8 protein-coding genes are annotated in these 12,615 nt (G+C 57.1%); 2 read left to right on the top strand and 6 right to left on the bottom strand.

The annotated features are described in order from the left end of the window. Nucleotides 1-825: 825 nt before the first annotated feature. On the bottom strand, nucleotides 826-2,070 hold the full coding sequence (locus GGQ85_RS07460; protein ID WP_309773977.1) for a glycosyltransferase family 92 protein: 1,245 nt from the start codon (nucleotides 2,068-2,070) through the stop codon (nucleotides 826-828). Between the two features lie 215 nt (nucleotides 2,071-2,285). Here GGQ85_RS07460 and GGQ85_RS07455 point away from each other — a divergent pair, with 215 nt between their 5' ends. Both GGQ85_RS07455 and GGQ85_RS07450 read left to right on the top strand, forming a co-directional pair. Beyond that, nucleotides 2,286-2,495 (top strand): hypothetical protein, encoded by a 210-nt coding sequence (locus GGQ85_RS07455; protein WP_309773976.1) that lies wholly within the window; start codon nucleotides 2,286-2,288, stop codon nucleotides 2,493-2,495. A 193-nt stretch (nucleotides 2,496-2,688) separates the two neighbouring features. Next, nucleotides 2,689-3,492, top strand: a complete 804-nt coding sequence (locus tag GGQ85_RS07450) for a glycoside hydrolase family 71/99 protein (RefSeq protein ID WP_309773975.1) — start codon at nucleotides 2,689-2,691, stop codon at nucleotides 3,490-3,492. A 164-nt stretch (nucleotides 3,493-3,656) separates the two neighbouring features. Here GGQ85_RS07450 and GGQ85_RS07445 read toward each other — a convergent pair whose 3' ends face one another. The 5 genes from GGQ85_RS07445 to GGQ85_RS07425 form a co-directional block, all read right to left on the bottom strand. Further along, nucleotides 3,657-4,580, bottom strand: coding sequence for a glycosyltransferase family 2 protein (locus GGQ85_RS07445; RefSeq protein WP_309773973.1), 924 nt, complete (start codon nucleotides 4,578-4,580; stop codon nucleotides 3,657-3,659). Between the two features lie 14 nt (nucleotides 4,581-4,594). Beyond that, nucleotides 4,595-6,799, bottom strand: a complete 2,205-nt coding sequence (locus GGQ85_RS07440; RefSeq protein ID WP_309773972.1) for a glycoside hydrolase family 99-like domain-containing protein — start codon at nucleotides 6,797-6,799, stop codon at nucleotides 4,595-4,597. 165 nt (nucleotides 6,800-6,964) lie between these two features. Continuing rightward, entirely contained in the window at nucleotides 6,965-9,004 is a 2,040-nt protein-coding gene (locus tag GGQ85_RS07435) for an SEL1-like repeat protein (protein ID WP_374708856.1), read from the bottom strand. Continuing rightward, nucleotides 9,004-10,353 carry an HlyD family type I secretion periplasmic adaptor subunit gene (locus GGQ85_RS07430; protein ID WP_309773969.1) on the bottom strand — a complete coding sequence of 450 codons (1,350 nt, stop codon included), beginning with the start codon at nucleotides 10,351-10,353 and terminating at the stop codon, nucleotides 9,004-9,006. The genes GGQ85_RS07435 and GGQ85_RS07430 overlap by 1 nt, the downstream gene beginning before the upstream one ends. After that, nucleotides 10,343-12,577, bottom strand: a complete 2,235-nt coding sequence (locus GGQ85_RS07425) for a peptidase domain-containing ABC transporter (protein WP_309773968.1) — start codon at nucleotides 12,575-12,577, stop codon at nucleotides 10,343-10,345. Before GGQ85_RS07425 ends, GGQ85_RS07430 begins: the two co-directional genes overlap by 11 nt. Between the last annotated feature and the right edge of the window lie 38 nt (nucleotides 12,578-12,615).

The raw sequence follows: 12,615 nt of genomic DNA, 5'->3' as shown, positions 1-12,615 counted from the left end.
TCCGGCTTCGCTGCTTGCGTGTCCACATCCCAAGTGTGAATCATATTCGCTGCGATACCGGAATCCCCGCCTAGCCCAATTTTCAAACAGGCTCTCAGATGAGGCGGCTTTATTTCTGTCGTTCGTCAGAAACAGCCGCATCTACGTGGAATTTGGAACCGGCGGAAGCACTGCCGTCGCATCAAGGCACGTTCAGAGTTCGATACTTTCTGTTGATTCTTCCCGGGAATGGCTCGATCAGGTCAGGACCGCATGCGCCTCGAGTCAAACAAAGCCAGAGCTGATTTTTGTCGATATCGGTCCGACTGGGGAATGGGGATTTCCGACTGACGCCTCCACGAAATCGCGCTGGCCGGACTATCACTCGGCCATCTGGAAAATGCCGCATAGCGCGGCTGCGGATCTCTATTTCGTCGACGGTCGTTTCAGGGTCGCGTGCTTCGCGCAGATCGTATTGCACTGTAGTCCGAATGCGATTATCGGCATTCACGATTTCACTTCACGTCCAAAGTATCATTGCGTCAGGGAGATCGCACGCGAGATTGCAACTGCCGGCGATATCTCGTTCTTCCGCCCTCTTCCGGAAAAAAGAATTGCAGAGGCCCTCCTCCAATCATTTCATGCCGAGCCGGCCTAACAGCTATTCCGGCTCTGATGGAATCAATAGCTTTTCGTTGACGCGTTTTCTTCACGCGAACCGGAATTCACTCCGCTCGAAAACGCTATAGCTAAACAGCCTCGGTGCCCGCGCCGCAACCGGCGAATTCGGACCAGAGCTGAATTCGCATACAGCGCGCACCGTGCGTTGTATCGGCATCGTAACTTTCAGCGATGGGCCAGTTTCTTGAGCTCAGGCAGGAATTTCAGGATCGTCAGATCCTCGACGTCATTGCGGTCGCGAAGCGTGAAGAACTCCATCGCCCGTATGCGCTCGGGGTCACCTTCCGCCAAAGGCCTCCCCCGCTCCCGCTTCTTCAAAAGCTGCTGTCGAGATTTCGTATAGTAATGATTGATGGCCAGCTTCTTGCGCTTCGGAACCGAGCACCGACCGCCGATCGGGAAAACGGGGGCGCCGTCCTCCTGGACGTAACATCCCAATACCAGCGACTGATGGGGGTGAAGATAGGCCACGATCGCATCGGGGCGCACGATCGACTTCATCACATAATGATCCGGAAAATCATCAGGAGCCCGTCGCGTAAACGACTCAATGCAGAGGCCTTGTGGTTTTGCCTCGTGACCATTGGAACCGAAATTCAGCCATTGAACCGCGACAGCCGGCGCCGAGGGAATATCGTCCAGAACATCCCTGATGCTGTTACCCTCGACGGGATAAAGAAACTCGTCGGCATCGATAAACGCGCACCATTCGGAGCTATTCCGATAGCTGTCGATTGCGTGATGAAAGGCGCGTATTTGTCCAAACTCACCTTTCACATGGTGGTAGGTGATCATGTCCGGCCAAGGAAAGGATTCAATTATCGCTCGCGTTTCGTCGGTACTTTCGTTGTCGTACAAATAGAAATGATCAACACCGACCAGCTTGTGGAGATGCAGCCACTCAAGCAGATCGTCCGCTTCGTTCTTGATCGCACAAACAACAGATAATCTGTGCTTCTTGCGGCTCACGCCGGCATAGAGCTTCTTGGCCTCCATGACTCGGAGAAGGCCAGCGAATTCCCGGCGGAGATTCTCGCTCGAGGGAGCAGCCGCCAAGGCGGCAAGATAGGTATCTTGCGCCGCTTGGGCCGAACCCATGTTCAAATGGGTTACGGCAAGTCGATGCAGAATACGGGAATCGGACGGCAGTTCTCTCGCGAGACGCGTCAGAATCTCTCGTGCTCGCGCAAAATCGCACGCCTGCATCAGCACCGCAGCTCTCGCGAACTGATACTCGCTGTACCCGCCAAACTGCTCTTCCAGCTCCTTGACCGACTGCATCAGTTCTTCCGGATTCGGATTGGCAATCCGGCCGGAAAAGAACTCTTTCAATCTTGGTTCGATCTCGTTGGCCGTGAGCGCATCGACGTCCAGGTCCAAGCCGAATTTTGTCAGTGTCGCAGTTTCCATTCCCACCCTGTCGCGCTCCAGGCTTGTTCAAAAACCCTGACACCGGCTCCCAATTCCGGCGAAGCCGACTTTGATTTGCCGGATTGCGGCATGATCTTAACAGATCAGAGCAGTGTTCAATTCACGTGTGAAGCCTATTCTAGATTTTTGTAAGGTCTTTTCGAGGAAAATCAACAGATCAGTTAACGAATACCGCTGTTCAGTGTTATGGTTGAATGAACGAGCCTGACACTCACTACAGACGGAAGGCGTTCGCGCATGTTGACCCGACGCACGATTGTCGCTTCGCTGGCGGCAAGCTTGGTTCCGCCTATCACGCCGATCTTCCGGCGCGGGAGTTTCGCCGCAACGGCGATAAAACCCCGACCCTTGGTGGGAGCAATCCGCTGGGATGCCTGGTATTCGCCGGGCTCGGCGCCGACTGAAGCAGTCGAGAACTCGCTATCGCCCGAGAAATATCGTTGGCGAGCGCCATTTTTCGCCAAAAGCTCCGCCCACGATCCGAAGCCTTTTTCTTTCCCTCCCATCACGCCAGAGGAAATGGACAAGGAGATAAGTCAAGCCGTCTTCGCCGGCCTCGATTATTGGGCCTTCGTTGCCTACGGATCAAACCATCCGATGTCGAAGGCGCTCTATCAGTTCAGAGCTAGCGCGGCGAGTGACAGCCTCAGATATTGTCTATTTACCGAACTTGACCGGTGGGGGTCACGCAACAAGCCGACAACCTTGCCTCAAGAGCATATCGGTCTCATGGCGGACAGGAATTACCTGCGAGTCTCGGGTGACCGACCTTTATATTTTCTGGGTTTCATCGCGCCGGCCTCCATAGAACGAAACTGGAAAGGAGTCGCGGGTCTGAAAGAGCAAATCGAAAAGTTTAGAAGTAGCGCAACCGAGGCGGGGTTGGCTAATCCCTACATCGTGCTGGCCGGAGATCAGAATTTCTTGATGCGGGAAGCTAAACATATCGGCGGGGATGCGACCGGATCATACGCGCTCACGATAGGGAATGGCCGAGGATCTTTTGCCGAGCTTACGCGAGTTGCTGAGCGAGGCTGGAACGAACTCAGTAATGGTCACCTGCCTGTGGTGCCGACCGTGATGACGGGATGGGATCGCCGCCCTCGCATTGAACATCCTGTCCCATGGGAAAAAAAACAGAAACCAGGAGAAGGCATAGAGAACTTCTTCACAGCGCCGACGAAGAAAGAGCTCGCCGATCATCTGGAACGCGCTCTCGGTTGGGTCACCGCTCGACCATTGAGTGAGCAGGCCCCCGTCGTGCTGATCTATGCCTGGAACGAGAACGATGAAGGCGGCTGGCTGATGCCGACGCTGCCTTGCCAGACAGACCGTCTTGATGCGCTGCGTCAAGTTCTCAAGAAGACAGCCGTCCCGAGCCGCAAGCCTAAACTCTGCTAAGCTGTTTCAACTGGGTTGAAATCTCTCGAGTCTTTCGCTTCGGACAGACCTAGATGCCTAGCTTTATGGTTTTGGTCTGACGCGTTTTCTTCACGCGAACCGTTATCTACTTCGCTCGAAAAGCGCTCTAACATGTTGCTTTGGATTCATTCAGCCCGAGATCATCATCGCCACTTGAGCGGCATCGTCCATTCGTTCCAGTCCACGGTCCGATGGTCAGGATGGTAAGGAGCATACAGCTGCTTTAACCAATAGCTGAAGTTCGGATGTAGCTTGATAAAACTGTAGAAGGCATCTCCGAAGTTTATGGGGCTCAGACAAGCTCTATTGATCGGTCGTTGAGCTATCGCGTTTGTGCAGTACGACGCCATGCAAGCCCTTGTTTCGCGTTCGGCCACCTTGCTCAAGCTTCGAAAACTATTCGTCGAATGGAGCCGATACATATAGCGATCCGATTCGACATATTTGGGCTCGACTACCGTTACGGCACGTAGCGCAAACTCCCAGTCATGGCAGTATTTCAGATCGGACAGCAACCCGATTTTCCTTAGCAATTCCCGGCTCAATACGAAGTTGCCGCTTGAGGCAGCGACCTGTGAATCCAAAAATATCCAGGATAACGGAGAACCCGTTATTCGGCCGCGATCAATGGCGTATCGAAGGCTCGTCGGAAATTGATAGGTTGTTATCGGCCTGCCGCGTTCATCGATTGGCTCAACGGCCGAAAAGCCGAAAAACAGCTTTTCTCTCTCATATTGGCTCGCAAATATCCGGATACGATCTTTCGAAAATGCATCATCTGAATTCAGGAGGAAGATCATGTCTCCCTTCGCGAGAGACAACGCCCTGTTCCAGGTGCCGGGCGCTCCGAGGTTGAGAGGATTCTTCAGGAGCGAGCAAGATGCGAAGCGCTTGGCAAAGGATCTTTTTTTGAGAACCCGTTGCGCGATTTCGAAGCTCTTATCAGGCGAGTGATCGTCGACGATAATGAGCTCAACGTCGGGGAAGTTCTGTCGATAGACAGTCTCCAGGCATTCTTCGATATACGCTTCATGCTTGTAGCAAGCGATGACGACGCTGGCCAACATGCGGATCCCCCCGCTCAGCGTCGAACAATGATCGAATGATTCGATCTGATGAGCGCACGACTCCCCTCACCTACCTCCAGAACCGCGATCTGGTACTCTCCTTCAGGAAGATCGTGGACGAGAAAGGAGAGCTGGAAACCAAAATAGCAATCACTGCTCTTCGTTCTCATATATTCCTTGACGTCAAACCGCTCATGCCAGTCCACGACCAGACAATAACCGTCTCGGTCCGGCATTTCGGAGGCCGTGGAGAGAAGGATGAGGAAGGCAATCCTGTGTTTGCTTGCCTCAAAGGAACCGCCCGCACAAACCCATCCTCGTACGAGCACGACCGATCGCGGGTCCACCACCACCCGTTCGTTCGTTTGAGAATTAATGTTTTCGACGACCAACAACGATTCCGCCGGATTTTCCGACGCGCCCTCGGCCTCAACCGGAATCCCGCTTCGCATATGTTGCAGGCCGGAATAGATCATCTCCGATCGATGAATGTTAGCGAGCAATTGAACGTGGGTACTCGCCTCCTTCATCGCTTGCTCGAGCTCTTGCCGACTCAGGCAGTCCAGCAAATCCGGATTCGAACGGACCTGAGCCGAGATTGGCTCGGACGATGCCACCCTTCTCACTGCCTCCAGAAACGCCCGACCGTACCGCGAGTCCGGTTCCAGGTGAGCTCCCTCGGCCCATTCATTCCAGGAGTTGATGAAAACAATCGGCTCCGCAAACGGGCCCTTTCTTGCTCTCCCTGCAGCATCCCGCAGCCATACCTCGAACGCCTCCGGACTCGATCTGTTGAAGATGTGTCCGCGTGAACCTTTGCGGGGCGTGTTATCCCAGCGCGGCATGACGGCCGGAAAGCAGGGAAAATCGTAGGTCTTACCCAGAGACGAGCGCACGGCATCAACATAGTCGTAAACTTTTCCGGTGAAGTTCGCCGGCGCGCCCAGCTCGGACAGCGGCTGCTCCGTCGTCGAGACGGTGTGCGGAGGAAACTCAACTGCCGCATCGCAGTTCACGTCGCGTGGATCAAACTCTCCGAACGTCATGGCGTTACAGATCAGAATTTCCCCGATACCTAGTTCCTTCGCTCTTGCGCGCCATGTTTCAAACAGCCTCTGCCTGTCCGGCAACAGCGAGGGCCGATAGATCAGGATGATCTTGCGACCATCTACCGTGATATAGCGTTCATCGAGCAGGAGCTCCGCCATATCGTCGATGAAGCGGACGTCATCTTCCAACGCGTGATTCTGTCCGAGCAGGAGCTCGGCATCCGAACCGTCCCAGCGGCGCGACCAGTTCTCATTCGCCCAGCAAATGCAGAACGGCAGGTCTGGCTCTCCATCCTCCAGAAGAAGCTGCAATGGCCGTTCGAGCAGCCTGCGACCCTGGAACCAGTAAACGTAGTAACAGAAGCCATGGATGCCGTAGCGGCGAGCCAACTCGGCCTGTTGCCGGCGGGTCTCCGTCAATCTCACGTCATAAAAGCCCAGATCTGCCGGCAGCCAGGGAGATTGATGTGCAGGAAACTGAGGGCGCATACGTGCGATATTGGTCCATTCGGTGAATCCGGGTCCCCACCATCTGTCGTTTTCCTCGAACGAGTGGAACTGCGGGAGATAGAAACAAACATGACGCACCTGCTTGCCGGCGGGATCCGGATCAGGTGTGATAGGCCTGTTGTTATTGGGAATCAGCAGGTCGGTATAATCGGAGGGCGAAAATCCGAGCGCGACAACCAGGTCATCGGGCGCGATGGCGTCAAAGAGCGGGATCTCGAAAAACTCTCCATCATCTAGACGAACGCGAAGATAGATCTGTGTCTGGTCCGGGTCCGCCAATGTGTTTCTGAGCGCGCGCGCCAGACGTCGACGCGCGACAGGGTTCGCCAGATCGATACGAAATCCGGGACGGCCGATTGCCATTCCCGAGCCGATTCCGGCGGGAGCCGCGCGATCCGTTCTCGTCTCCTCGATCGCGTGGGGTCCGACAAAGAGAGAAAGAGAAACAGATACCGTGGGCGAGCGCGTATCGACGATCCAGCCAGAAATTTCCCGGCCGGAATGCTCCAGTATTGCCCCGCGCAGGCGCGCGCCTGACTCCAGATCGCTGAGATCGGGATCCAGAAACGAGCTTTGAAGATTTTCCTCATGTGGAATAGGACTGGCGACGGGTCGCGTATTCTTCGCATTCCTGACATCGCGCTCCGCAATCTTGTTCATCGTACCCGGGTCTCCTGACAGCCCTGACCTGTTAGACTCATGATCCCGCATCACGCGCGGGCGAGGCCCAAAGGCAGGCCACTCGTATTCCGCCGGCGAGACCTTGCGTGAAAAAGGATGGTCCCGCTTTCAATTCTCAAGATCGAACCTGATCGCGAGCGATGCTCAGCCATCGACCGTTGTCACGCCGGCCGCATCCAGACGGCGCCGGGCACCTTCATGGTTTTGATTCGCTGCCCGGCGATACCACTGCACCGCCGCGTCCTGATCTTTCGTAACGCCGCTTCCCGCCATCAACGCGTCGCCGAGCGCAAACTGCGCTTCCGCCATATCCTGCTGAGCTGCTCTTTCGAACCATTCAACTGCCTTCCCGGGATCGGCCTCGCAGCCTTGCCCTTTTCCAAGCATCACCGCGAGGTTGAACTGCGCAACCTTGTGTCCCTGTCGCGCGGCGGCCTCGTACCACTGCGCCCCTTGCGCAACATCCTGGGCTAAGCCTGCGCCGGTGCAATACAGTACGGCGAGTTGAAACTGCGCACCGGCATGACCTGCATGCGCGGCCTTCGTCATCCACGACGCCGCAGCCTTCGCATCGCTCATACCGTTTGGATCGAGATGAAGAAGCCCAAGGGCATATTGCGCATCGACATGCCCCGCGCCGGCGGCACGCGCGAACCATGTGATAGCGGCTTCGACGTCTGCGTCCCCTCCAAACTTTCCCATATGCAATACGCCGAGTTGGAATGCCGCCGGCGCGTGATCTGCCTCAGCCGCCTCGATCAATAGCGCGCATGCCTGCTCAAGCTGCTCGGTCGAACCGTCCTGATGGAGCAGGAAAAGCGCATAGGCTGTCTTGGCGTCCGGGTCCCCACCCACAGCGGCCTTGCTGAGCCACTCTTCCGCCCGTTTCTGATCGCGCGGAACCCCATTGCCTGCCGAGTAAAGTCTTCCGAGCTGCAACTGCGCGGCGTTGATGCCGCCTTCGGACGCGCGCTCAAACCATTCAATCGCGCTTTCCACGTTACGTTCGACGCCGGAGCCGTTGAGGTAGAAGATGGCGATGTTGAAAGCGGCAGTCGCGTGACCATTGCGGGCTGCGCGCTCAAACCATCTTGCGGCCTGACGGATATTCGGGCCGACACCGGTCCCGGTCGCATAGAAACGACCCATGAAGAACTGCGCCTGCACGTCGTCCCGTTCGGCGGCCCTCTCATACCAGACCGCGGCCTCCCGCAGATCGGGCGCGAAACCTGCTGCGCCGTGCGAATAGAATTCCGCCAACGCCTGAACCGCCGGATAGTAGTCCTTGCGCGCCGCCTTGCGCAGCGCGGTTTCGGCCCTGTCGATATCCTTCGCAACACCCTGGCCCTTCAAGCGCAACAGGCCGATGTTATAGAGCGCGATGACATCGTCGTGCATGGCCGCGCCCTGGAACAGGCGGGCCGCTTCCGCAGGGTTCTCCGGCATCCCCGTGCCCTTCAGGTTCATGAACGCGAGCGCAACCTGCGCCCTTACATGATCCTGCCCGGCCGCGTTGCGATACCAGGCTGCCGCCTGTTCGAAATCGACGGGAACCCCTTTGCCTTGGAAATAGATATCGCCAAGAGCGAATTCTGCCGCGGCGCAGTTCTGCTCGGCCGCAACTCCATACCATGCGAACGCTATCTGGAGATTCTTCTCGCAGCCGAGCCCCTCGCTATACATGTTGCCAAGGACCGTCTGCGCCTCGGCTTTGCCTCTTTCCGCCGCGACCGATATCCAATGGAAAGCAGCGTCAATATTCCGCTCAACACTCGTTCCATGCGGAAACACAAGCTGGTGAATATTCGACGCCTTGTCGCCGAGACGTACGGCCGAGGATTGGCGCCATGTTTCGTGGCGATGCGGACCCAGCAGCGGCTTTTCCCCCTGTAGAAAGATCAGGCCGAGCTGAAACTGCGCTTCCACGTTGCCGAGCCGCGCTGCACGCTCATACCAGATGGCGGCATCGGGTACGCTCCTGACGACCCCTTCGCCTTTTACATAAAGCATTCCTATCCGGTAGGCGGCCTCGGCCTCGCCTGTCTCCGACGCCAGCTTCCAGTGCTTGATCGATTCAAGATACTGGCCACGCTCATACGCAGCCATTCCACACTCAAAAGCACCAGCTCGAGAAGATGCAGAAGCCGGGCGCAACCACTGTAAAAGCGATCTAGATGAAAGCATCATGGTTCACGCATCGCCTCGTGGAAGCTCTTCAACATTCCGCCGAGCAGATACATCGCGACCGAGCGGGTTCCGACATTGACGTCCCCCTGAAGGGTCATGCCGGGAATCAGACGAAAATTACTCGGCACGTCCTTGAAATCGGAGGTGTCAACCGAGCACCGCGCCTTGTAATAAGTATAGTTGAGTGGCTTGCCGTCATCGTCCGTGGTGAACGCGCCCTCGCTAATCCAACGCACCTTTCCGCTCGCCGTACCATGCTCCGCCGCATTGAAGGCATCGACCTTCATGGTGCAGGGATCGCCAGCCTGAACGAACCCAATATCGCGAGAAGCGATCCTGATTTCCGCTTCAAGCTTGATGTCGATCGGCATGAGCGTGATGAAGGGATCTCCCGGCTTGAGGACCGAACCGACCGAGAGCCTTGCCATCGTCAGCACCACCGAGGGTTCGGCAGCCGTCCAGCGCACGAGATTCTGGTGCTTGAGCGCTTTCTCATAGGTCGCCCTTGCTTCATCGAGCTTGTTGCGCGTCGTCACCAGATCCTGACTCAGTTGCGCAAACCACTGCTCTTTGAATGCGTCGCGATCGGCGGTTATCGATCCCAGTGAATTCTGCGCCACAATCAGGCCATTGTGTGCATTTTCCAGCGTCCGTAATAATTCCAGCCGGGCGTCCTGGGAGATGTACATGTTGAGCTGCGATCCGGTGCCGCGTTCGGCGAGCGTGGTGCGCATAGTTTCGATTTTCGCCAGGATCTCGTCGCGCTGCCGATAGCGAGCATCGTCGTCGCGCAGCTTTTCAATCGTCGCCTTGGTCTCCCTGATCTTTGATTCGAAGCTGTTGAGCTGGGCGTTATATTGAGCCACGCGCTGACCGTAGAGCGCCTTCTGCAGGCCCGCGTATTTCTGGTAGTCGGGATCCGACTTGTCGGCAAATACGAGCGGCTCCTGCTTCAGCTCGGCCTCATCGCGCGCCACTTGGGTCTCAAGGCTCGCGATCTGCAACTTCGCCTGCATCAGGTCCGCGGACGTGAAGGTCGAGTCGAGCGTAGCGAGCAGCTGCCCCCGTTCCACCTGCTCGCCCTCGCGCACGTCGATCGTCTTGATGATCGAGGGATCCAGCGCCTGCAAGACATTGACATGACCGAGCGGCACGATATTGCCGCTAAGGCTGGTGATGACACGGTCGACCCGCGTCAGGCACAGGATCACGATAATCGAAACCAGGAACGCGGAAAGCACGAACAAGGTGGCGCGCGCGACCAGGGGTTCGGCGGCCTCCCGGATTGCATCGGTCTCCGACTGAAATTGGCGAACGGTCGCCAGCGAAACCTGGCTATGGGACAAGGGTCGGGCTCCGAAGTTTAGGCCTGTCACTGCGGACCGTCGGCGCGAGATGCGTGTTCTGCTGGTACCAAAGCGAACTGTAGATGTCGTTCCGCTCCAGCAACTCCGCGTGCCGCCCGAGATCGTCGACAACCCCGCGGTTGAGCACAAGGATGGCATCCGCCTTTGTTAGCGACGACAGCCGGTGGGAGATGATGATCAGCGTCCGGCCATTCGCTATCCGCGCGATGTTGCCGTTCACGATGGCCTCGCTGTCGGCGTCGAGCGCGCTCGTCGCCTCATCAAGGATGAGAACCGGCGGATCGACGATCAGCGCTCGCGCAATCGCAAGCCGCTGGCGTTGCCCTCCGGAGAGGTTGGGCGATCCCTCATAGACACGGGTTTCATAACCCCGCGGCAACTTGTCGATGAATTCTTCCGCGCCCGCCAATCGCGCCGCCTTGACGACGTCGTCAAAGGTGGCATCCGGCACGGCTGCGCAGATATTCTCGCGAATCGTCCCGCTAAAGAGAAAGTTTTCCTGCAGCACGATGCCGACGTTCCTGCGCAGATGATCGACGTCGTATTCGCGAACGTCGATTCCGTCGATCTTGATCAGCCCGTCATAATCGGAATGCAATCGTTGCAAGAGTCGCGTGATCGTGGTCTTGCCGGAGCCGCTCTTACCCATCACGCCAAGCGTAGTTCCCCTGGTTACTTCGAAGGAAACGCCGTTCAGCGTCGGCGAGACAGCGCCTTTATACCTGAAGGTGACGTTGGAAAACTCCACTTTCCCCTCGATCGCGGAGCGAACGCCATGCCCGGAACGTCCCTCCTCGGGGGGCTGGTTCACGAGGTTGCGGACCGTTGCGACCGCACTACGCGCTTCGTCATATTGATTGATCAACTGCGCCATCTGCATCAACGGGGCCGATACCCGCTGCGACAGCATCAGGAAGGCGAACAATGCCCCGATGAAAACCGGATCATCGTTGATAAGCGCGAGATAAACGCCGATCGCATAAGAACCGCTCACCGACAGCCGCTCCAGCGGGCGCACCACCGCCTGGATCGCGTTTCCCGTCATTCCTTCCGCGAGCCGCGCCTTGGCGACACGTGCCACCAGCACGTCCCAGAAATGACGCTGCCGCGAATCGAGCGCCAGCGATTTCACTGTCCGAATGCCGTTGAGCGTTTGAACCAGAAACGCGCCCTGATCGCCTTCCGCGACCAGGACGGCGTTCGACGCCTTGCGGTAAGTCGGCAGCATCAGAATAAGCCACCCGACGATCATCGCCGAGAACGCCAAGACTATCAAAGTCATTGTCGGGCTGAAGAAAAACATGATCGGCAGGAAGAAGATCAGCGTCGTTGAATCCAGTACCGTTCCGAATAACTGACCCATCAGGAACGAGCGAATGCGGAACACCTCGCGGATGTCGCGCGCGACGAGCCCGACGGCGGTCTGCTCGAAATAGTCGATGGGAAGATTGAGGACCTTTTCGAAAACATAGGTGGACAACTTGACGTCAAGCCTGGTCGTCAGGCGATGAACAAGGACTTGCCTGAGGAACGCGAACGTCGCCTCGAAGGCGATGATGACCAGCATCGCGACGCAGAGCACGTAGAAGGTATTGTACGCGTGATAGAAGATCACCTTGTCCGACAGCAGGCGCCAAAACATGATAGGCGCGAGGCCCAGAAGTCCGAGGACCAGCGCAGCGATTGCGACGTCCCGAACAATGCGACGCTCGCGAAACATCAATGCGACCACGAGACCGAAACTGAACGGCTGCGATTCATCCGAGATTTCGTAGTTTCGCTTGGCGAGAATGACATCCCCGGACCAGATGTCTTCGAAGCGAAGCCTGTCGATCACGAGCAGCGCGTCTTCCGCGGCGTTTGGATCCCTCAGCGCGATGCGCGTATTGTTGGCGTCTCCAGTTACGCCCAGCAACACCATGAAGCTTCCATTGCGGAGACCGACAATGGCCGGAAGCGCCTTTTTCAGATGGGAAAGCCCGTCCCAATCGAGTTTGACGTGCTTCGATCGCATGCCGGCCTGTTCGGCGCAGCGGACCAACTGGCTGGAAGACACTTCCCCTTCGGTAAGAAGATTATCCTTGATGAGCTGCGTCGAGGTGAGATCCAGCCCGTGCTGCCGAGCGACAATGACCAGGCATTCGAGCCCGGACGGCAGCATCGGATCGATATCGGCATCCTCGGCGACGGCTGGCGCGATCATGAAGTCTCGCTCTGTTTGTTGCAATTCATGATAGGCCA

This window comes from Nitrobacter vulgaris (assembly GCF_031453995.1).
Classification (GTDB): domain Bacteria; phylum Pseudomonadota; class Alphaproteobacteria; order Rhizobiales; family Xanthobacteraceae; genus Nitrobacter; species Nitrobacter vulgaris.
The sequence above is the reverse complement of the archived record's forward strand: the minus strand, read 5'-3'. Positions and strand labels throughout refer to the sequence as shown.

Coding starts and splice junctions, on each gene's coding strand:
- GGQ85_RS07455 (WP_309773976.1), top strand. CDS start 2,286: ATGAACGAGCCTGACACTCACTACAGACGGAAGGCGTTCGCGCATGTT.
- GGQ85_RS07435 (WP_374708856.1), bottom strand. CDS start 9,004: ATGCTTTCATCTAGATCGCTTTTACAGTGGTTGCGCCCGGCTTCTGCA.
- GGQ85_RS07425 (WP_309773968.1), bottom strand. CDS start 12,577: ATGATCGCGCCAGCCGTCGCCGAGGATGCCGATATCGATCCGATGCTG.
- GGQ85_RS07450 (WP_309773975.1), top strand. CDS start 2,689: ATGTCGAAGGCGCTCTATCAGTTCAGAGCTAGCGCGGCGAGTGACAGC.
- GGQ85_RS07460 (WP_309773977.1), bottom strand. CDS start 2,070: ATGGAAACTGCGACACTGACAAAATTCGGCTTGGACCTGGACGTCGAT.
- GGQ85_RS07440 (WP_309773972.1), bottom strand. CDS start 6,799: ATGAACAAGATTGCGGAGCGCGATGTCAGGAATGCGAAGAATACGCGA.
- GGQ85_RS07445 (WP_309773973.1), bottom strand. CDS start 4,580: ATGTTGGCCAGCGTCGTCATCGCTTGCTACAAGCATGAAGCGTATATC.